Consider the following 19,563-nt stretch of genomic DNA (forward strand, 5'->3'; position numbering starts at 1 on the left):
AGACAAAAGGTGGTTGTATACAATAGTACGAGGAATGTTGGACTTAATTTCTAATTAACTGTATATTTACAAAAATCTAATAAACTTCATTTTTTATTTAAACGACATTAACATGTATTAGATAAAATAGCCCTTGTAATGAATCAATTATTATGAGGAGGATTCACGTGGAAAGAATTGCTTTACGAAAAGTAAAAGGTCTTATTGGATTATTGATGGTTTTTGTATTAGCATTTGTATCATTTCCGTGGAGTACATCAGTCAAAGCGGAAGAGAAAAAGCAAGAAAAGGCACCAAGTGAGAAGAAAATAGTTTTCCCCGTTGTAAGTGATGTTCATATTAAAAATAGTGGAACAGATGATATGTTTCGCTGGAAAAGAGCGATTGAACAGTTCAATACGCTTGCACCAAAGCAAGATGCGTTCGTAATTGTAGGAGATTTTACTGATTCAGGGTCTGTGCAGCAATATGATCGTTTCATGCAAGTGTATAATGACAATGCAAATAAAGATGCGGTACGAATGAATTCTCTAGGTAATCATGATTATTGGAACGGTTTATCAGTAGAGGGAGCACAGAAGCGTTTCTTAGAAAAAACAGGAATGGAATCAATTTATTATCATAAAGTGGTAAAAGGGTATCATTTTATCGTAATGTCTCCAGAAAATGAAACGACACATGGGTATTATTCGGACAAACAAATTAATTGGTTAAAAGAAGAAATGGCAAAGGCGCAAAAAGATGATCCAGAAAAACCGATTTTTGTATTTTTACATCAACATATTAAAGATACAGTGTACGGTAGCCAAGAATGGGGAACGAAGGATAGTGCAAAAATTAATGCAGTATTAAAAGAATATCCACAAGTCATTACGTTTTCAGGTCATTCGCATTATCCATTAGATGATCCAAGATCGATTCATCAAAAGGACTTTACATCTGTTGGTACCTCTTCTGTAAGCTATATGGAGGTAGAGGGTGGCAAAGTGCAAGGGAATATTCCTTCAGAATCGCGTGCATTAAGCCAAGGTTTATTAGTAGAAGTAGACGATAAAGAAGTAACGATTAATCGACGCGATTTCCATACGAATTCTTGGACAGGCGAGCCATGGAAAATTCAGTTGCCATCAAAGAAAGAAACTTTTACACATGTAGAAGATCGTGATAAAGAAAAGCCATCTTTTGCAAAAGATGCAAAGTTATCAGTATCGAATGTAACAGAAAATGCAGCAACAGTAACATTCATGCAAGCATTGGACAACCTTCTTGTTCATTCTTATCGCGTACAAGCTAGAGATAAGCAAACTGGAGAAATAAAAAATAAATTACTAGCATTTTCAGAGTTTTATCGTGACCCAGTGCCGAAAGAACTGACATTTACACTTGCAGGATTAGATGGCGGGAGAACATATACGTTTGAAGTAGTCGCGATTGATTCATTTGGTAATGAAAGTGTGCAACCGTTAACGGCAGAAATTACTACGAAAAAAGATAACATTGATCCGAATGTGAAAGTACCAAAGGCTGATATTTTTGATGTGAATTTCTCAGATGGTACATTTAAAGACAATTCACCATTTGGTACAAAAGGTGAATTGAAGGGTAATGTGACTATTGAATATGATAAAGCATTGAAAAAGAATGTTATGAAGTTAAATGGAAAAGCTAATACATTTGGATATATTCCATTTTCAGCAGCACAAAAAGAGAAAATAGCAAATACGTTTACGTTAGAAACTGTGTTTTCAATGAATGAAATTCGCGGACAAGGTATTTTGCAAAATACAGAGAGCGGCGGAATTGGTTTTGAGTCTACAGGAAGTGGATATGTTGAATTATGGGCTCACATTGGCGGTAGCTACAAACGTGTTGGCGTTCAATTGGAAGCGAACAAAACGTATCATTTAACAGGAACATATAACGGAAGCGAAGTGGCAATTTACGTAGATGGTAAAAAAGTAAATAGTCAGTTAGCTCAAGGAAAAGTTTATAACCCGAACGTACCATTTGCATTTGGAGCGGATCCTGATAGCAATGGAAATGGCGGCATTCCATTAAACGGTCAAATCGTGCTTGCAAAATTATATAGTAAAGCGTTAAGTTCTTCAGAAGTATTAGCAGCGTACAATGAATTTTCTAACCGTACGAAATTAGAGCAAGTCAACGCATTATATGAGGAGCTAGGAAAAGTAAAGGAAGTGTTAGATGGTACGTATGAGTTTGGTGGTAAGCCAGGTCAATATTCAAAGGAAGCATTTCAAGAACTAGAAAAAAGCTATAACACTGCTAAGCAAGCATTTGAAAATGTAGGAAGTACTGGGGAACAAATTATTCAAACATATAACGAATTAAAAACAGCTAATGTAACATTCGTACAATCAAAAGTGGCAGAAGAACAACCAAAAACACCGAAAGAAAAATTACAGATCAATATTGAATCTGCAAAAGCAGTAGTGAAGAAAGCGCAAGCTGTAAATGTAACAGATGGTTCAGTGAAATCATTGCAACAAAAAATTACAGTTGCAGAAGCTGTATTAAAAGATGCGAAGGTAAAAGATGCACAGGTAGAAACGATGAATCGTACATTAGAATATGCGATTTCACTCGTTGAAAAAAGTATGAACAAATAAGAGAGAAGAAAAGAAGCTTATCATGATAGGCTTCTTTTTTGTTATACTAAAAGTAGCATAGAAAGAAGGAGCGAATAATTTGGAACAGAAAAAGCTAAAAAGAATTCTTGAATATGTATGGATCGCGGTTGTGCTCCTTGTAGGATATTATTTCTTAAAAGAGAAAAGTATTTGGGTTTTATTTTTAATGACTTTCTTATTAGCAGGACTAGGAACGTTATTTATTAACTTTTTCTTTGATAGTTTGAATGCCTGGAAGAATAAAAAGAAGGGAACGAAGTAAAGGAGGGAATATATGCAAAAGTGGAAGCTCATATATCAAGTAATCATTTTCATAGTGCTTGTAGGTATTGGCGTTTTTAAATATTCTACACCAATAGGAAATTGGGCGTGGTTTACAGCTTGCATCGGCATATTTTTCATTTTACAATCGTTAACGAAAAAATATAATTGTACAGAAAGATAGCTCGCCGCTAAAACGGCGAGCTATTTTGTTATGCTTTTTTCTGTTCATCATTCGTTTTTTCGGTAGCTAAATGGCTATGCTTTCTAGAGTAGAAGAAATAGAAGCATAAACCGACTATAAGCCAAGCTATAAAGCTAATCCATGTCGTTTTAGATAAATTAGCCATCAAATATAAACAGCAAAGAATCGCGACAACTGGTAATACAGGTACGAAAGGTGTACGGAATCCACGTTTTAAATCAGGATGTGTTTTTCGTAAAATAAGTACCGCGCAGCAAACGAATGTAAAGGCTGTTAACGTACCGATGTTTACTAAATTTGCTAGCAAATGTAAATCTAAAAGTCCTGCTAATAAAGCGGCAATAACGCCAGTAATCCACGTATTTAATAAAGGGATTTTTACTCTTTTATTTACACGTGCTAACGCTTTTGGAAGTAGACCGTCACGGCTCATCGCATACGAAACTCGAACTTGTCCATACATAACGACTAAGAGAACGGTTGTCATTCCAGTCATCGCTCCAACAGCGAGTAGTCCTGCAATTGCATCCTCACCAACGAAATGCAATGCAAATGCAACTGGATCAGAAACGTCTAATTGCGTATAAGGAACCATACCTGTTAAAACGAAAGATACGATCATATATAAAACAGTACAAATAAGAAGAGAACCGATAATACCAATTGGTAAGTCACGCTGCGGTTTTTTCGTTTCTTCTGCAGCGGTTGCGATTGCATCAAAACCTAAAAAGGCGAAGAATACAGTGGCAGCTCCGGTAATAATACCGTCGTATCCGAATGGAATGAACGGTGTCCAGTTTTCAGGTTTTACATATTTTGCGCCTGCTACGATAAAGGCAATGATAACAGCTAGTTTAATAAGAACCATAATATTATTAATGCGTGCACTTTCACGTATACCAAAACTTAAAAGACCAGTAATAAGAAGTAAAATGCAGACAGCTGGTAAATCGATGAGACCACCTTTTCCTACGCCGGGGGCCGAGGCGATTATGGCGGGTAGGTGTATATTGAACCCTTGTAGTAATGATTGCAAATAACCAGACCAACCGACAGCTACTGCTGCAACGGCAAGTAAATATTCGAGCATTAAACACCATCCGACGATGAAGGCGACGACTTCTCCGACTGTCATGTATGCGTAAGTATACACACTTCCTGAGACAGGAATAGAAGAAGCAAATTCAGCATAACAAAAGGCTACACAAGCACAAGTAAATGCAGCAATAAGGAATGATAGCATAATACCAGGACCAGAATGTTTTGCTGCAACAATACCTGTTAATACAAAGATCCCTGTCCCAATTACGGCGCCGATCCCTAAAAACGTTAAATCGAGTGCAGTTAATGTTCTATCTAGCTGCTTTGGTGATTCAGTACTAAGCGCTTTTTTTCGTAATAATGACTTCACTTTGGACTCTCCCCCCGTTTTTTCATTTCCATAACTGCGACTATAGTATGAGCCCATTAAAAAAGAGTATGTAAGGAAATGGAGGTACAGTTATGGTATGTAGTTTTTTAAAATTGCTGGATTAATCTTAATATAATTCAGAATATTTTGTCAAATAAAAATATGAAAAATAAAATTCGGATCAATAGGGGAAACTACTTGCAGAAATGAACGGGGGTTAACGACCCACTGATTAAAGTTAAAGTAGGAGCAGATGCTATGTTATTTTATTTTGAACTTGTCGTCATTTTACTTTGTACGAAATTAGCTGGTGACATTAGCGTGAGACTTGGTCAGCCTTCTGTACTTGGTAAGTTAATTGTCGGTATTATTATCGGTCCAGCTGTACTCGGTATTATTAATAGTTCTGAACTAATTGATGAACTGAGTGAGATTGGTGTTTTGTTACTTATGTTTATGGCGGGACTTGAAACAGATTTAGAAGAGTTAAATCGGAATTTGAAATCGTCATTTGCAGTAGCGGCTGGTGGAATTATTTTTCCTTTCATCGGTGGTTATGTAACAGGATTGCTGTTTGGATTAATGCAGTCCCATGCCATTTTTTTAGGATTATTACTTTGCGCAACATCGGTTAGTATTACGGTGCAGACGCTACGTGATTTAGGAAAAATGAATACGAGAGAAAGTACAACAATTTTAGGTGCTGCCGTATTTGATGATGTCATTGTCGTTATTTTATTGGCATTTGTAATGAGTTTTTTAGGAACACAAGATGTAAATATAACACTTGTCATTGCAAAGAAAATTATTTTCTTTGTAAGTATTGTTTTTATTGCTTGGAAAGTCGTTCCTTGGATTATGAAAATGCTTGTCCCGCTTCGTGTAACAGAAGCGTTAATTAGCGCGGCTCTTATTATTTGCTTCTCTTTTTCTTATTACAGTGAAATGATGGGAATTGCAGGCATTATTGGAGCATTTGCAGCAGGAATTGCTATTTCTCAAACAGAGTATAAGCATGAAGTGGAACATAAAATTGAACCGATTGCTTATGCAATATTTGTTCCAGTATTCTTCGTAAGTATCGGAATGGAAATTACATTTCAAGGCATTGGAAGCCAGCTTTGGTTCATTATTATTATGACCCTCATTGCGATTTTCACAAAGTTAATTGGATCAGGTTTAGGAGCGAGATTGACAGGTTTTAATCTCCAATCTTCTATTAGTATTGGCGCGGGGATGGTATCACGTGGTGAAGTAGCACTTATCATCGCAGCAAATGGACTTACGGCGAATTTATTAGCGAAAGAAAATTTCACAGCGATTGTTATTGTTGTTATATTGACGACGATTATTACACCGCCACTTTTGAAGAAATATTTTGTATAGAGAGGAAGGGCTTATCTGATGTAGGTAAGCTCTTTTTTTATTCCAAAAAGCAATGGTCATATAGCATGAAGGGTTTGTAATTATGGTAAAATCTATGTATGTGATATGACAAGGAGAGGGAAGTGTGAAGATTACGAAGGAGAAGGTTATCGGTGTAATCGTACTTATTGCAGTATGTATACCATTTACTGCATGGAAAGAATCAAAAGTGAAAGATTTTCCGGTTTCTATTTTTTCGGAAGAAGCAGATGGTGAGTACGGTCAGAAGCTGAAATATACTGCTTTTTTACCTGATGTTGCGATTTGGATGAACGGTTGGAAAGAGAAGTGGACAGAAGGAGAAAGAACTGTTTATCAAAAAGGGAATCGCATTGTAAATGTGTTTCATCCTCCTGGCGATGATGGTTTTTACCTTCTTGAAGCAAGAGAAAATAAGTGAACGCAACCGTAAGAAGTGGAGGTTAAATAGTGAAAGCTTCAACATTACTATTTAAAATTGAAAGTAATATGGATCAATTTTCACCAGCTGAAAAGAAGGTTGCCATGTACATAATGGAGAATGCAGAGATTGTTCCGAACTTAACGACGAAAGAAGTGTCAACGAATGCAGGCGCAAGTGAGGCGAGTGTCGTTCGTTTTTGTAAGTCGATTGGGATCGGAAGTTTTAAAGCATTTAAGATAGCACTCGTTCGTGAATTAACGATTGCTGATTATAATATTAACGATTTTTCAGTGATGAATACGGAAGATGGACCGTACGATTTGTTTAATAAAGTCACTTATGTGAATAAAGCTGCAATTGAGGCGAGCGTTACTGCGATAGATAAGAAGGAACTTGAGAAAGCTGCAGATCGTATTGTCAATGCGGGCAAAATTATATTTTACGGCGTAGGTGGATCAGCTACGCCAGCAATGGATGGGGCGTATAAATTTACACGGCTTGGATTTACAGCGATGATGCTATCTGATTTTCATATGATGTTGCCGCTTGTGACGAATTTAAAAGAAGGCGATATATTTGTTGCGATTTCAACATCTGGTCGAACGAGAGATGTGCTTGAAATGGCGCAGTATGCAAAGAGACAAGGTGCAACTGTTATTGGAATTACGAAGCTAGATCAATCATCCCCCTTATATAAAGAAGCGGACATTCGTCTTTGTATGCCAGATGTAGAACAAGATCATCGTATTGCAAGTATTGCGTCGAGAATGACGCAACTGAATATGATTGATGCTTTATATGTGATTACTTTCAACCGAATTGGTAATAAAGTATTGGATCAATTTATGGAGACGCGAGAAGAAGCGTTGCGGTTACGGAAGTTAAAGTAGAAGAAAAGATGAGGAGACTCATCTTTTTTATTATCTTTGACACAAATATGTCATGTTGTGAAATTTTATTTCATAAAATAAGAAAGGGATATTGATTTTTAGTTTCTTAAAGTTATAATAAAAGTGTGAAATATAATTTCAAAGAGGGTGACAATATGTTAGAAAATTTATCGACAGAACATCGTAATGAGAAAACAATGAATCTGGATGAAATGAGCATAAAAGAAGTATTGCAAAGTATGAATGAAGAAGATCGAACTGTTGCGTTAGCAGTTGAAAAAGAGATAGAACAAATTGAAAAGGTTGTACAGACTGTTATTAAATCTTTTGAAGAAGAGGGACGTTTAATTTACATTGGTGCTGGTACGAGTGGTCGTTTAGGTATTCTAGATGCAGTGGAATGTCCGCCGACATTTGGCACGGATGATAAAATGGTGCAAGGATTTATAGCAGGTGGGTTGAAAGCGTTTACTAAAGCGGTGGAAGGTGCCGAAGATCGCGAAGAGTTAGCAGAAGAAGATTTAAAAAGTATTGGATTAAATGAGAAAGATACAGTGATTGGAATTGCTGCAAGTGGCAGAACTCCTTACGTAATTGGCGGCTTGAAATACGCACAGAGCGTAGGAGCGAGTACAGCGAGTATTTCTTGTAATAAAAATGCTGAAATAAGTAAATATGCAAAGTTAAATGTAGAAGTAGAGACAGGTGCAGAAATATTAACAGGATCAACGCGTTTAAAAGCTGGTACAGCACAAAAATTAGTGCTGAATATGATTTCAACAGCTTCGATGATTGGTGTAGGAAAAGTATATAAAAACTTAATGGTAGATGTTCAATCCACAAATGAAAAGTTAGTAGAACGGTCAAAACGAATTATTATGGAAGCAACAGGCGCTAGTTATGAAGTAGCGGCAGAGTATTATGAAAAGGCAGAACGTAACGTAAAAGCTGCCATTGTTATGGTGTTGTTGCAGTGTGAGTATGGGGAAGCACTGGAGAAACTAAAATACGCAAAAGGGTTTGTGAAGAAAGCACTATAAAGTAATAGGAAGGGGGATTCTATTATGAAGAAAGAAGAGAGAATGGCCAAGGAAATTTCGGAGCAACTTGGGGGAATAAAAAATATTCGTAGTATTGCTCATTGTATGACGAGACTACGTTTAACGCTTCATGATGAAAGTAAAGTAAATATGGACCTTTTGAAAAAAGTTGAAGGCGTTATGGGTGTTATAGAAGATGAGACGCTTCAAGTTGTCGTTGGTCCAGGAACAGTAAATAAAGTAGCAGCTGAAATGGAAGGTTTGACAGGACTACGAATTGGTGAGGTAGCAGATCATCACCTTGAAGATATTGGGCAAGAGATGAAATCAGAGATTAAGAAGAAAAATAATACACCGGTGAAAAACTTTTTACGAAAAATAGGAAGTATTTTCATCCCATTAATTCCGGGGCTTGTTGCGTCAGGAATTATAAACGGGGTTGCTAACTTTGCGAAAAATGCTGGTGCTGATCCAAATGCAACGTGGTTACAAATGTTACTACTCATTGGCGGCGGTATCTTTACATTCTTAGGAATTTTAGTCGGCTGGAATACAGCGAAAGAATTTGGCGGGACACCGGTTCTTGGGGCAATTGCTGGTATTTTAATTTTCAACCCGGCGATGGCAAACGTAAAATTGTTTGGTGAAGCATTAGTGCCCGGACGGGGCGGATTGTTTGCAGTTATTTTTGCAGCATGGCTTATGGTTGTAGTGGAAAGACAAGTTCGAAAAGCAGTGCCAAATGCAGTTGATATTATCGTGACACCACTCATTACTGTATTAGTTGTAAGTATCGTAACGATGTTAGCCATTCAGCCATTAGCAGGTTTCTTATCAGATGGTATTACGAGCGGAATTAATGCTATTTTAAATATTGGCGGAGCATTTGCTGGTGCAGTACTTGCGGGAACATTTTTACCTCTCGTTATGGTCGGATTGCATCACGGTTTAACACCAATTCATATGGAATTTATTAATCAAACACACGTAACACCTTTATTACCAGTGCTCGCAATGGCTGGTGCTGGCCAAGTGGGCGCAGCAATTGCGATTTATGTGAAAACAAAAAACAAACGACTTCGAAATGTAATTAAAGGTGGATTGCCAGTTGGCTTTTTAGGAATTGGTGAGCCGTTATTATACGGGGTTACATTACCACTTGGGAAACCGTTTATTACTGCTTGTTTAGGAGCGGCTGTCGGTGGTGCATTCCAAGCAGTTATGCAAACGGCTTCACTTGGAATTGGCGTATCAGGGCTATCTTTAATTCCGTTAATTGCTGACAATAAATATTTACTATATTTCTTAGGTTTAGTAATTGCATATACTTTCGGATTTATCTTTACGTACTTCTTCGGATTTAAAGAAGAAATGGCAGAAAACATATAGAGAAAGGGATTCCTTTCTCTTTTTCTATTAATAGAAAGGGAGATTTATATGATCGGAGTTTCCATTTATCTTTCAAAAGAACGAGTAGAGAAACAAGAAGAGTGGCTAAAAGTGGCGAAGGAAAATGGATTTTTGTCTATTTTTACATCACTTCATATACCAGAGGATGATCCTGGTACGTATAAAGAGTTAATTCAGATACTTGGGAAGCAGGCTCTTGAAAATGAAATGGAGTTAATGGTTGATGTTTCTCCAAAATCGTTACATCATTTAGGGCTAACATATGAAAATGTGGAAGAACTATTGGAGTGGGGCATTACCGGTTTAAGAATGGATTACGGCATTGCGCCAAAAGAAATTGCAAGCGTATCTCATAAGATGAAAGTAGCTTTAAATGCGAGTACGATTACAAAGCCATTTTGGAAAGAGTTACTTACAGAACATATACGAGTAGAGAATGTAGAAGCGTTGCATAATTTTTACCCACGTCCAGAGACAGGACTAGCAAAGTCCTTCTTACAAAAACAAAATCAATATTTACAGGAGTGCGGAATAAAAACGATGGCATTTATTCCAGGAGACGCGGAAAAACGTGGTCCGTTATATGAAGGGTTACCAACGTTAGAAAAACATCGCAATATGCGCCCGCTTGAAGCGTACTTAGAACTTGTTCAAGATTGTGGTGTTGATAAAGTATTGATTGGAGATATAAGCGCAAGTTTGGAAAGTATGCAAGAAGTAGCTAGTGCGAGTAGGGGGATTATTCCATTGCGTTACAAATCATTTATAACTGATAAAGAAGTATTAAAAGTGGTGGAGCAAGTGCATACAAATAGACTAGATCCGGCTCGTGATGTTATTCGATCTGTAGAATCAAGGGAAGGAAATAGAGTGGTTTTACAGCCGATGCATACAATTGTAAGAAAGAAAGGCAGCATTACAATTGATAATGAATTGTACGGTAGATATGCAGGGGAGATGCAAGTTGCTACACATGATTTACCTGTAGATGAGAAAGTGAATGTTGTGGGAATGGTTGTGGAAGAGGACGTGTCTTTACTGCCTTATATTGGCGCTGGAAAAATGTTTCAACTTTTTCTATGCGATAGAATAAAAGCTTGAATTAGCGCTATTTTGTAGGAAAACATTATCCGTAAAACGGATAATGTTTTTTATTTTCTTTAAAAAAGTATTTGACGAATGAAATAAAATACCGTATTGTTTTGACTTGTAAATAAAAGTTCACCATAACAAAACAAAAAGGAGAGTTCAAAATGAATCAATATATTGGGAATTTAATTATTCGTATCGTGTTAGGAGTTACGTTCTTTGCACACGGTTTAGCAAAGTTTCAATCAGGTATCGATAATGTAGCAGGATGGTTTACAAGCATCGGTTTACCAGGTGGCCTTGCATACGGCGTAGCAACTGTAGAATTAGTTGGTGGTATATTATTAATTATCGGTTTAGGTGTACGATATGTAGGATTGTTATTCGCTCTTATTTTAGCTGGAGCTATCGTAAAGGTAAATGGAGCAGCAGGTTTATTAGGAGATGGAAAGAATCCAGGATATGAATTAGATCTTGCATTATTATCAATGGGTGCGTATTTATTCGTAGTAAAAGCAGAAGGATATGTAGATCGTTTCTTAAAAGAGAAAGTAATGAAAACGAAGTAAATTTTATTTATAAATTGTTGACTTGAAGAATTATTGTAACTATAATGATTACAACTAATGAATTACGAATGAAACAATTTAAATATTTTTTTACACAAGGTGTAACTACATTGGTTACGTCTTGTGTAAAAATAAATAAACGGGAGGAAGTAATATGCCTAAATCAAATTTAGAAATTATTCAAAGCACGTATGAAGGATCAGCTTCTTCGAATGCAAAGCATTTAGCAGAAGCCTTCTCTGAAAAAGTGGAATGGACAGAGGCAGAAGGTTTCCCATACGGCGGAACATATAAAGGCGTAGAAGCTATAATGGAAAATGTATTTAGCCGTTTAGGATCAGACTGGGATGATTATAAAGCAAGTGTAAATACATATCATGAGGTAGACGGAAAAGATGTAATTATTGCAGAAGGTATGTATTCTGGAGTTTATAAAGAAACAGGAAAATCATTTGAAGCAGAATTTGTTCATGTATGGCAGCTTGAAGATGGAAAAATCGTGAAGTTTAAGCAATATGTAGATAGTCATATTGTTAGGGAAGCGATGAAGAGCTAATGCTTTTTAAATGGATTGTAGGTATATGTATTACCATTATGGTAATCATCTCTTCTATAGTTGGCGGAAAGAAATTGCTTGCATATGTGGAAAAAGAAAATACAAATATTCAAACCGAGCGAGCGGCAAACGAAAAAGAGAAAAAAGCTGCAGAAGAAGCCCCGCAAATTAGTGAAGGTGAAATTATTTCTACCATGCATAAAATGGTGCACCAAAAGGTAAAATCCTCTGAAAAATGGGGATTTGTAGAGATGACAAAAAAGGAAATTTCTAATGTAAAAAGAGATATTGAAAATAGTACAGGTTTTCAATATAAAATGAAGTTATTTTCTATTATAAATAGATGGGAAAAAGGAGATTTTTCTCAAACTGTTGAGGAGCATAACTTTTTATGGAGCCTTCAAGGTGGAGATACTGGCAAGGCGACGGAACGTTTATCGCCAGAAGAGGAAAAGCAGTATATAAAAGAAATGAAGAGTAAATAAAAACATCGCCAACCCAGATGACGATGTTTTTTCATTAAGGATGTTTTCGCATTAAAGGTCTAACAGGCTGAACAGCGACAGTTTTGAAATGAGAAAATAAATAACATCCTGTTACAACGACAATTGTTCCTAAAATTTGTATCCACGTTAATTCTTCTCCGAGGAATATGAATGCTAAAATGGCTGTGAAAATTGGATTGAAGTTTAGAAAAATACCTGATGTAGTTGCGCCTAATTTTTGTACGCCAATATTCCAAAATACCATACAAAGAACTGTCGAAATAAGCCCAGTATATAAAAGTGATGTGATGAAAGAAGTATTTATATTTGAAACAGTGAAGCTACCTATGTTAAACGGTAGTAATAAAATAACGCCGAAAATACCAGAGTACAACGTTGCCATAAGTGGTGTAGTTGTTTTTGTTGCCCATTTACTACAAACAGAATAGATTCCCCAAATACAAACTGCTGCAATCATCCATAAATCACCACTATTAAAATGTAGTGAAAATAAAAGCGAGAAATCACCTTTTAATAGGACGAGGATAACCCCGAAGAATGAAAGAATCATGGATAGGATTTGAAGTGTATTTACTTTTTCTTTTAGAAATAATACTGAAAATAATGCAATTGAAATTGCATTCAAAGTAGAGATAAGACCTACATTCGTAGCGGATGTTTTTTCTAATGCTAAAAATTGAAAGATGTTAAAAAGAGCGACCCCTGAAATTCCCATCAATATTAACGGAAGTATTGCGGTACGTGGTGGAAGGATTTTCTTTTCTTTAAACCATACCATTGGTAATAAACAAACAATCGCAATCATCCATCTTAAATTTGTCAGTGTCATCGGCGATGCATGATCGACGAGTGATTTTCCAACGACGAAATTTCCTCCCCATAATAAGCTCGTTAGTAATAGTAAAAAGACGTAAAAATAAGGCATGATAAAATCCCCTTTTTTGTAATCAATACTTATTGTAAATAATTTTAGCATTTTTCTTTATTGTGTAATATATTCTTTTGTATAATGGTGAAAACTCGATAAAATCTTTAGTGATGAGTGATATTTACGGAATGATATTCAGTTTCGTGTAAGGTATAAGGTGTTTTTTCGAATAATCATCGGTAAGAAAAAAGGGGGAATTGTAATGGAGTCGTCTGTTATTAAAGTGTTGGATGATTTGGATGTACAAATTTTAGATATATTGCAGAAGGAGTCACAAGTAAGTAATGCAGAGCTGGCACGTCGCGTTAATTTATCACCGGCTGCGATGCATGCAAGAATAAAAAGATTGGATGGGGAAGGTTTCATCGATAAGCAAGTCGCGATTTTAAATCAAGAAAAGCTTGGGTTTGATTTATTATGTTTTATTTTTATGAGTACGAATATTCATCAATTTGACAAGTTGGAAGTGTTGGAGAAAGAATTAGAATCGATGCCGGAAGTGTTAGAATGTCACTGTTTAACAGGAGAGTACGATTATTTATTAAAGGTTGCAAATCGTGATCGTAAAGAACTAGAGCAGTTTATTAGAAAGCTGAATAAGCTTGGTATTACAAGGATACAGACAAGTTTAGCACTTCGTGAAATTAAATATTCGACAGTATTGCCGATACGAAATGAGGAACCGAGCATCGATTAGATTGCTTGGTTTTTTGTTTGTATAAATTGATTGACGAGGAGAAAAGAGAGATGTATTATTATATAAAATTATGAATTAAAATTCATTTGAAGTTATAAATATTAATATCGAGGGCAAGGGGATGTAATATGAAAATCTGTAATGCGGTGACGAGTGATGTGAAAGAAATTTATAGTCTTATTGAGGTTTATGCAAAAGAGGGAGTTGTTTTACCGCGATCTCTTTTGTCTCTTTATCAATATTTGCAATGTTTATATGTTATGAAAGAGGACGAGAAAATTGTTGGAGTTGCTGGATTGCATGTATTGGGGGAAGATCTTGCAGAAATACGATCGTTAGTAGTTTCGCATACATATGCAGGAAAAGGGATAGGGCGTATGTTAGTGAACCATGTAATAAATGAAGCAGCGAAAATAAAAGTGAATAGAGTCATTTCTTTAACATATGAAACGGAATTTTTTCAAAAGTGCGGGTTTGATTTTGTGAATAGAGAGGCGTTACCAGAGAAAGTATGGATTGATTGTAGACATTGTCCAAAGGTTGATTATTGTGATGAAGTGGCGATGGTTCGGTATGTTGGGTGAAAGTTTCAGAGAGAGAAAAGTCCCACTATTATTTATGTAATAGTGGGCATCTATATTTTAGGGGAATTAAGAACTTGAATTCGTTTTTCGTACTGCAAAATTAAAAATGGGATTTTTAAGCTCATAGTTATAAGTAGAACCATCGACAAGCCCTACAACTTTATCATTATCATAAAGATCGAGCATAAATTGTGCCATTTGTTTTGCAGTGTGGAATTTTGGTACAACATTATCGTATTGGAATTCATCAATATCAAATGAACGTTTCGCAAATTCTGTTTCAGTTGCAGCAGGAGCTAAAACTTTTGCTTGCAGTTTTGCGCCTTGTTCTTTCAGTTCGTGAGACAGCCCTTCTGTAAAGGCACTTACATAAAATTTCGTAGCGCAATACGTAACAGCATCAGCAACAATCGTGTATCCGCCGCCAGATGAAACGTTAATAAGCTGTGTTCCATCAACCATTGAATAATCTCGAACGAAAAGAGAAGAGAGTATTGTTAGTGCTTCTATATTGACATGCAACATCGTCTCTATTTTATTTAAATTTTGTTCAGCAATTGAGGCGAAATTACCAAAACCTGCGTTGTTAATCCACGTTTCAATTTGAAAAGCTTGTAGGCTTTCATAAAGTTTATAAACATCTTCAGTCACAGATAAATCAGTTTTTCGAATGACAACATCCAACTCAGGATGCATTTCGTTAATTTTCAATTTTAATCCGTTTAATTCTTCTTGTCTTCGAGCTACAAGTACTAAATTTTTTCCGCGAGATGCAAATGCTAAAGCTGCTTCATAACCAATTCCGGAACTTGCGCCAGTAATAACCGTGTATTTCATATAAAATCCCCCTAAATTCAAATTCATTTATGGTTAGATTGTATTTGTTAGAGTATACTCTAAGTCAAATGTTTTTTATAAATTTGATTCGGTCATAAGATATATGAGGGTAAGCATATGGAGGGAGTTTGAGTATGTACACAATTAGCGAGGTAGCAAAATTATTAGGAGTGAGCACACATACACTACGCTATTATGAAAAGGAAAGTATATTAATTGCAAATCGTGATACAAATGGAAATCGACTTTACGAAGAGTCACATATAAAGTGGTTGCAGTTTGTAATGAAATTAAAACAAACGCAAATGCCAATAGCGAAAATAAGAGAATACGCTAGACTATATACAGAAGGGGAGCATACAACAGAAGCTCGTTTACAGCTTCTAGAAGATCATAGGAAATCTATTCAGATTCAAAGAGAAAACTTAGAAGTTACAGAGAAGATGCTCGAGAATAAAATTAGTGCATACAAAGGCTCATTGGAAAATAAATAGATGTTATTATGTGATGAAAAATGGATTTGATCTATGAGTATTTCATCATAGTGTGCGGATAAATAAAAAAGAGCAGCTAGCAAAAGCTAACTGCTCCATTCAAGGGATCTCTCCAAGGGGGAGTGGAGAAAATATTATGTTACTAGCATTATTGACAGATTATTAGGAAATATACAAATCTGATGATAGAAATTTTAAATAAACTTTCGGCATTGACAATTTTTAAAATGTTCATGTACAATACATATGAATGACATTCAGTCATTTTTATGTGACAGGATGCATTTAGCTTAGAAATGGAACAAATACAATGGTAAATGAGGATGATAGTTGTTTTTATATAGTATTGATGAAAGAGTATATTTTTTTAAAACAAAAATGACTGATAGTCAGTCATAAGAGGTGAGAGGTATGAAAAATAGAGCTTGGTTATATGTCATATTAACATGTATCTTTGAAATTTTTTGGGTGTTTGGTTTTAATACGGCTAATACTTGGTGGCATTGGATTATTATTTTAGGAGTTATCGCTGTTGATTTTCACTTCCTTTCTAAAGCGTGTGAACATCTTGCAACAGGAACTGTATATGCTATTTTCGCTGGAGCTGGTACGGTAGGTACTTTCTTAATGGATGTATTTCTTTTCGGTGGAAGTTTCAGCGCAGGCAAACTATTCTTCATTCTTATGGTAGTAGCCGGCGTTATCGGTTTAAAGTTAGCTGACAATAAAGAAGAAACTGTGGAAGGAGTTGCTTAAAAATGGGTTGGTTTTTCGTATTTTGTGCTGCAATTAGTGAAATAGTCGGTGTGATAGGACTTAAAATGTATAGTAAAGATAAGACATTAGCCAATGGTGCGATTTATATAGGTGGGTTTGCTACATCCTTCGCATTTTTGTATACTTCCTTCTTATTTTTACAAGTAAGTGTCGCATATGCGGTTTGGATTGGTATCGGAACAGCAGGTGCAGTTTTGTTAAACATGTTCTTGTTTGGTGAGTCGAAAAGTAAAGCGCGTATCATTAGTGTGTTTCTTATTGTATGTGGAGTGACAGGATTAAAGGCACTTTCTTAAAGATATACTGTATCTCCTAACAAGTCGTTAGGAGATTTTTATTATAAAAAGTGCACGATAATTGACAGTACAGCTAGTTATTTTATAAAATGAGTGACAGTCATTCAATACGCGTGTGAAAGGGTTTAGATGATGAATAAAAAAGAGAAAATTGTCTATGCAGCTATTGAAGTGTTTCAGGAAAAGGGCGTCGAAAAAACGAAGATTTCTGATATCGTGAAATTAGCTGGCATTGCGCAAGGAACTTTCTATTTATATTTTCCTTCTAAGCTATCTGTTATGCCTGCAATAGCAGAAGTGATGGTTGAAAAGATGATACTTGCAGTGAAAGAAAAAGTACAAAAAGATGTACCTTTTTCAAATAAAGTGGCACAAGTAATCGATGCGGTGTTTCACTTTATAGAGGAATATCGTGAAATACAAGCTTTAATGTATGCAGGTCTTGCATCTACGGAACATATAAAAGAATGGGAAGCTGTGTATGAGCCTCTTTATATGTGGCTAAGTGAATTTTTAAGTGGGGCGAAAGAAGCCGGTGAAATTCGTGATTCAGTTCACGCAGAGCGAACAGCGAAGTTATTTATTGCTCTTGTTGAATCAGCAGCGGAACAAGTTTATTTATATGATCATAAAGATGATGAGCAGGTCGAGCTACAAAAGGCAGAAGTACTAGATTTTTTAACACATGCACTACATATAAAGAAATAGTGAGATGAACCTGTCTGAAAAGGTAGGTTTATTTTTGAGGGGAAATGAATGATAGTCATTCACCTAATATTTATGTATGTGTGGAAGGATAGAGTGAAATTCTAATGAGTGGAGGCATCTCTACTCATGATTAGCCCACAAATAGCAGGATAAAGAAAAAGCTTCTTGGGCATTATTTTTTGAGAGGAGCTTACGGGAAGAGGTGTTAAAAAGTGAAGAAACCGATAAAAGAACAAAAGATGGTATTGGTCATTCTTTTGAGTAATATATTTATCGCTTTTTTAGGGATTGGATTAATCATTCCGGTTATGCCGTCCTTTATGAATGATATGGGTTTAACAGGGAAGACGATGGGATATCTCGTTGCAGTGTTTGCAATGGCCCAGCTCATTACTTCACCTATTACAGGCCGATGGGTTGACCTTTACGGTAGGAAGAAAATGATCATCATTGGATTATTTATTTTTGGTGTTTCAGAACTTCTTTTTGGATTAGGAAAAGATGTATGGATGCTTTATGTAGCAAGGGTATTAGGCGGAATTAGTGCTGCGTTTATTATGCCTGGTGTTACGGCATATGTTGCGGATATTACATCTATTCAGGAACGTCCAAAGGCGATGGGATACTTATCTGCGGCTATTAGTACTGGATTCATTATAGGGCCTGGAATCGGCGGATTTATTGCAGAATACGGTATACGTGTGCCGTTTTTCGTTGCAGCAGTAATTGCTTTTATAGCATGTGTGATTTCGATCTTTATTTTAAAAGAACCGTTAACGAAAGAAGAACTTGCAGAGATTTCTTCTAATACGAAAGAATCAAGTTTTATTGGTGATTTAAAGAAATCATTACATCCAATGTATGCAATTGCATTTATTATTGTATTTGTACTCGCATTCGGATTATCAGCGTATGAAACAGTGTTTAGCTTGTTCTCTGATCATAAATTTGGTTTCTCGCCGAAAGATATTGCAGCGATTATTACAATTAGTTCAATCTTTGGGGTAGTTGTACAGGTATTTATGTTTGGCAAATTGGTAGACATGTTCGGTGAGAAAGTATTAATCCAAATATGTTTAATTGTAGGGGCAGTATTAGCATTCGTCTCGACTGTAGTCTTTAATTATTGGATTGTACTTCTCGTTACTTGCTTCATTTTCTTAGCATTTGATTTACTTCGTCCAGCTTTAACGACGTTTTTATCAAAAGCAGCTGGAAAAGAGCAAGGATTCGTTGCTGGTATGAACTCGACTTATACGAGTTTAGGAAATATCGCAGGACCGGCGATGGGTGGAATATTATTTGATATGAATATTCATTATCCATATGCATTTTCAGGCGTTGTTTTAATAGTTGGTCTCGGCATTACATTTATGTGGAGAGAGAAACAGTTGGCTGAAAGTTTTGCGAAGTAATAAAACCCCTTACGACGGTAAGGGGTTTTTGTTTTATCCTGATTAAAGTTTCATTTTATAAACTTAACCCAAACCGTTTTAATTCAATAAAAATCCCCTCTAATTGCTTTCCTTTATCCGTTAATGTGTACTCTACACGAGGCGGAACTTCTGGATATACTTTTCTCGTTATAATGCCTTGGGATTCTAATTCTTTTAGTCGAAGCGATAATGTTTTTGGACTAATCCCATCCATTGATTTTTGTAAATCACTAAAGCGTAATGTTCCTTCGATAAGAAGATCACGAATGATTAAAAATGTCCATTTTGTACTAATTACATCAAGCGTTTTAGCGATAGGACAAGGTATGCCAGGTAAACCTTTCGTTAATTCAACTGGATCTATATTGTTCATGGAACTAGCCTCCATAA

The 19,563-nt window shown here is 35.9% G+C and carries 23 protein-coding genes; 19 read left to right on the plus strand and 4 right to left on the minus strand.

Going from position 1 to position 19,563, the window contains the following annotated elements; genetic code table 11:
• Nucleotides 1-167: 167 nt before the first annotated feature.
• From DOS87_RS04240 to DOS87_RS04250, 3 genes are all read left to right on the plus strand, one after another.
• Nucleotides 168-2,630 (plus strand): LamG-like jellyroll fold domain-containing protein, encoded by a 2,463-nt coding sequence (locus tag DOS87_RS04240; RefSeq protein ID WP_140161825.1) that lies wholly within the window; start codon nucleotides 168-170, stop codon nucleotides 2,628-2,630.
• Nucleotides 2,631-2,709: 79 nt separating this feature from the next.
• Nucleotides 2,710-2,913, plus strand: a complete 204-nt coding sequence (locus DOS87_RS04245; RefSeq protein ID WP_000435797.1) for a hypothetical protein — start codon at nucleotides 2,710-2,712, stop codon at nucleotides 2,911-2,913.
• A gap of 12 nt (nucleotides 2,914-2,925) precedes the next feature.
• Nucleotides 2,926-3,096 carry a hypothetical protein gene (locus DOS87_RS04250; RefSeq protein WP_001174833.1) on the plus strand — a complete coding sequence of 57 codons (171 nt, stop codon included), beginning with the start codon at nucleotides 2,926-2,928 and terminating at the stop codon, nucleotides 3,094-3,096.
• 28 nt (nucleotides 3,097-3,124) lie between these two features.
• Here the strand turns inward: DOS87_RS04250 and DOS87_RS04255 are convergent, their stop codons facing one another.
• Complete coding sequence (locus tag DOS87_RS04255) at nucleotides 3,125-4,585, minus strand: branched-chain amino acid transporter BcaP (RefSeq protein ID WP_003276830.1); 1,461 nt, start codon at nucleotides 4,583-4,585, stop codon at nucleotides 3,125-3,127.
• Between the two features lie 201 nt (nucleotides 4,586-4,786).
• Here DOS87_RS04255 and DOS87_RS04260 point away from each other — a divergent pair, with 201 nt between their 5' ends.
• The 9 genes from DOS87_RS04260 to DOS87_RS04300 all read left to right on the plus strand — a co-directional run bounded on the left by DOS87_RS04260 (nucleotide 4,787) and on the right by DOS87_RS04300 (nucleotide 12,395).
• Nucleotides 4,787-5,914 carry a cation:proton antiporter gene (locus DOS87_RS04260; protein ID WP_000899807.1) on the plus strand — a complete coding sequence of 376 codons (1,128 nt, stop codon included), beginning with the start codon at nucleotides 4,787-4,789 and terminating at the stop codon, nucleotides 5,912-5,914.
• A 124-nt stretch (nucleotides 5,915-6,038) separates the two neighbouring features.
• Complete coding sequence (locus DOS87_RS04265) at nucleotides 6,039-6,353, plus strand: hypothetical protein (RefSeq protein ID WP_000704960.1); 315 nt, start codon at nucleotides 6,039-6,041, stop codon at nucleotides 6,351-6,353.
• Nucleotides 6,354-6,382: 29 nt separating this feature from the next.
• The gene (locus tag DOS87_RS04270) at nucleotides 6,383-7,246 is read left to right on the plus strand and encodes a MurR/RpiR family transcriptional regulator (protein WP_000648168.1); all 864 of its coding nucleotides are present in this window, start codon (nucleotides 6,383-6,385) and stop codon (nucleotides 7,244-7,246) included.
• Between the two features lie 155 nt (nucleotides 7,247-7,401).
• Nucleotides 7,402-8,286, plus strand: coding sequence for an N-acetylmuramic acid 6-phosphate etherase (murQ, locus tag DOS87_RS04275; RefSeq protein WP_000892343.1), 885 nt, complete (start codon nucleotides 7,402-7,404; stop codon nucleotides 8,284-8,286).
• A gap of 24 nt (nucleotides 8,287-8,310) precedes the next feature.
• Complete coding sequence (locus tag DOS87_RS04280; protein WP_000711295.1) at nucleotides 8,311-9,675, plus strand: PTS transporter subunit EIIC; 1,365 nt, start codon at nucleotides 8,311-8,313, stop codon at nucleotides 9,673-9,675.
• A gap of 48 nt (nucleotides 9,676-9,723) precedes the next feature.
• Nucleotides 9,724-10,797, plus strand: a complete 1,074-nt coding sequence (locus tag DOS87_RS04285; RefSeq protein ID WP_098577841.1) for a DUF871 domain-containing protein — start codon at nucleotides 9,724-9,726, stop codon at nucleotides 10,795-10,797.
• Between the two features lie 152 nt (nucleotides 10,798-10,949).
• On the plus strand, nucleotides 10,950-11,354 hold the full coding sequence (locus DOS87_RS04290) for a DoxX family protein (RefSeq protein WP_001077751.1): 405 nt from the start codon (nucleotides 10,950-10,952) through the stop codon (nucleotides 11,352-11,354).
• Nucleotides 11,355-11,508: 154 nt separating this feature from the next.
• Complete coding sequence (locus DOS87_RS04295; protein ID WP_001126695.1) at nucleotides 11,509-11,910, plus strand: nuclear transport factor 2 family protein; 402 nt, start codon at nucleotides 11,509-11,511, stop codon at nucleotides 11,908-11,910.
• Nucleotides 11,910-12,395 (plus strand): PRK06770 family protein, encoded by a 486-nt coding sequence (locus DOS87_RS04300; RefSeq protein WP_000897996.1) that lies wholly within the window; start codon nucleotides 11,910-11,912, stop codon nucleotides 12,393-12,395. Before DOS87_RS04295 ends, DOS87_RS04300 begins: the two co-directional genes overlap by 1 nt.
• Nucleotides 12,396-12,429: 34 nt before the next feature.
• Here DOS87_RS04300 and DOS87_RS04305 read toward each other — a convergent pair whose 3' ends face one another.
• On the minus strand, nucleotides 12,430-13,341 hold the full coding sequence (locus DOS87_RS04305) for a DMT family transporter (RefSeq protein WP_001146241.1): 912 nt from the start codon (nucleotides 13,339-13,341) through the stop codon (nucleotides 12,430-12,432).
• A gap of 205 nt (nucleotides 13,342-13,546) precedes the next feature.
• Between DOS87_RS04305 and DOS87_RS04310 the strand changes: the two genes are divergently transcribed.
• Entirely contained in the window at nucleotides 13,547-14,041 is a 495-nt protein-coding gene (locus DOS87_RS04310) for an Lrp/AsnC family transcriptional regulator (protein WP_000446097.1), read from the plus strand.
• A 128-nt stretch (nucleotides 14,042-14,169) separates the two neighbouring features.
• Complete coding sequence (locus DOS87_RS04315; protein ID WP_000686659.1) at nucleotides 14,170-14,625, plus strand: N-acetyltransferase; 456 nt, start codon at nucleotides 14,170-14,172, stop codon at nucleotides 14,623-14,625.
• A gap of 66 nt (nucleotides 14,626-14,691) precedes the next feature.
• Here the strand turns inward: DOS87_RS04315 and DOS87_RS04320 are convergent, their stop codons facing one another.
• Nucleotides 14,692-15,462 carry an SDR family NAD(P)-dependent oxidoreductase gene (locus DOS87_RS04320; protein WP_000878080.1) on the minus strand — a complete coding sequence of 257 codons (771 nt, stop codon included), beginning with the start codon at nucleotides 15,460-15,462 and terminating at the stop codon, nucleotides 14,692-14,694.
• Between the two features lie 134 nt (nucleotides 15,463-15,596).
• Here DOS87_RS04320 and DOS87_RS04325 point away from each other — a divergent pair, with 134 nt between their 5' ends.
• The 5 genes from DOS87_RS04325 to DOS87_RS04345 all read left to right on the plus strand — a co-directional run bounded on the left by DOS87_RS04325 (nucleotide 15,597) and on the right by DOS87_RS04345 (nucleotide 19,152).
• Nucleotides 15,597-15,956 (plus strand): MerR family transcriptional regulator, encoded by a 360-nt coding sequence (locus DOS87_RS04325; protein WP_000288075.1) that lies wholly within the window; start codon nucleotides 15,597-15,599, stop codon nucleotides 15,954-15,956.
• Nucleotides 15,957-16,367: 411 nt separating this feature from the next.
• Nucleotides 16,368-16,712, plus strand: coding sequence for a DMT family transporter (locus DOS87_RS04330; RefSeq protein ID WP_000796019.1), 345 nt, complete (start codon nucleotides 16,368-16,370; stop codon nucleotides 16,710-16,712).
• A 2-nt stretch (nucleotides 16,713-16,714) separates the two neighbouring features.
• Nucleotides 16,715-17,029, plus strand: a complete 315-nt coding sequence (locus DOS87_RS04335; protein ID WP_000539671.1) for a DMT family transporter — start codon at nucleotides 16,715-16,717, stop codon at nucleotides 17,027-17,029.
• 129 nt (nucleotides 17,030-17,158) lie between these two features.
• A complete protein-coding gene (locus DOS87_RS04340; protein WP_002162922.1) occupies nucleotides 17,159-17,737 on the plus strand; it encodes a TetR/AcrR family transcriptional regulator in 579 nt (192 codons plus the stop codon).
• Between the two features lie 212 nt (nucleotides 17,738-17,949).
• Nucleotides 17,950-19,152 (plus strand): MFS transporter, encoded by a 1,203-nt coding sequence (locus tag DOS87_RS04345; protein ID WP_000742945.1) that lies wholly within the window; start codon nucleotides 17,950-17,952, stop codon nucleotides 19,150-19,152.
• A 55-nt stretch (nucleotides 19,153-19,207) separates the two neighbouring features.
• Here DOS87_RS04345 and DOS87_RS04350 read toward each other — a convergent pair whose 3' ends face one another.
• Nucleotides 19,208-19,546: a winged helix-turn-helix transcriptional regulator gene (locus DOS87_RS04350; RefSeq protein WP_001059470.1), complete on the minus strand. Its 339-nt coding sequence runs from the start codon at nucleotides 19,544-19,546 to the stop codon at nucleotides 19,208-19,210.
• Nucleotides 19,547-19,563: the final 17 nt, after the last annotated feature.

The organism is Bacillus sp. CR71, from assembly GCF_003429245.1.
Lineage (GTDB): Bacteria > Bacillota > Bacilli > Bacillales > Bacillaceae_G > Bacillus_A > Bacillus_A thuringiensis_S.

Excerpts from the sequence above, each read along its gene's own strand:
- DOS87_RS04250 (WP_001174833.1), top strand. The coding sequence starts at position 2,926 with ATGCAAAAGTGGAAGCTCATATATCAAGTAATCATTTTCATAGTGCTT.
- DOS87_RS04255 (WP_003276830.1), bottom strand. The coding sequence starts at position 4,585 with ATGGGCTCATACTATAGTCGCAGTTATGGAAATGAAAAAACGGGGGGA.
- DOS87_RS04260 (WP_000899807.1), top strand. The coding sequence starts at position 4,787 with ATGTTATTTTATTTTGAACTTGTCGTCATTTTACTTTGTACGAAATTA.
- murQ (WP_000892343.1), top strand. The coding sequence starts at position 7,402 with ATGTTAGAAAATTTATCGACAGAACATCGTAATGAGAAAACAATGAAT.
- DOS87_RS04280 (WP_000711295.1), top strand. The coding sequence starts at position 8,311 with ATGAAGAAAGAAGAGAGAATGGCCAAGGAAATTTCGGAGCAACTTGGG.
- DOS87_RS04285 (WP_098577841.1), top strand. The coding sequence starts at position 9,724 with ATGATCGGAGTTTCCATTTATCTTTCAAAAGAACGAGTAGAGAAACAA.
- DOS87_RS04290 (WP_001077751.1), top strand. The coding sequence starts at position 10,950 with ATGAATCAATATATTGGGAATTTAATTATTCGTATCGTGTTAGGAGTT.
- DOS87_RS04295 (WP_001126695.1), top strand. The coding sequence starts at position 11,509 with ATGCCTAAATCAAATTTAGAAATTATTCAAAGCACGTATGAAGGATCA.
- DOS87_RS04300 (WP_000897996.1), top strand. The coding sequence starts at position 11,910 with ATGCTTTTTAAATGGATTGTAGGTATATGTATTACCATTATGGTAATC.
- DOS87_RS04305 (WP_001146241.1), bottom strand. The coding sequence starts at position 13,341 with ATGCCTTATTTTTACGTCTTTTTACTATTACTAACGAGCTTATTATGG.
- DOS87_RS04310 (WP_000446097.1), top strand. The coding sequence starts at position 13,547 with ATGGAGTCGTCTGTTATTAAAGTGTTGGATGATTTGGATGTACAAATT.
- DOS87_RS04315 (WP_000686659.1), top strand. The coding sequence starts at position 14,170 with ATGAAAATCTGTAATGCGGTGACGAGTGATGTGAAAGAAATTTATAGT.
- DOS87_RS04320 (WP_000878080.1), bottom strand. The coding sequence starts at position 15,462 with ATGAAATACACGGTTATTACTGGCGCAAGTTCCGGAATTGGTTATGAA.
- DOS87_RS04325 (WP_000288075.1), top strand. The coding sequence starts at position 15,597 with ATGTACACAATTAGCGAGGTAGCAAAATTATTAGGAGTGAGCACACAT.
- DOS87_RS04330 (WP_000796019.1), top strand. The coding sequence starts at position 16,368 with ATGAAAAATAGAGCTTGGTTATATGTCATATTAACATGTATCTTTGAA.
- DOS87_RS04335 (WP_000539671.1), top strand. The coding sequence starts at position 16,715 with ATGGGTTGGTTTTTCGTATTTTGTGCTGCAATTAGTGAAATAGTCGGT.
- DOS87_RS04340 (WP_002162922.1), top strand. The coding sequence starts at position 17,159 with ATGATGAATAAAAAAGAGAAAATTGTCTATGCAGCTATTGAAGTGTTT.
- DOS87_RS04350 (WP_001059470.1), bottom strand. The coding sequence starts at position 19,546 with ATGAACAATATAGATCCAGTTGAATTAACGAAAGGTTTACCTGGCATA.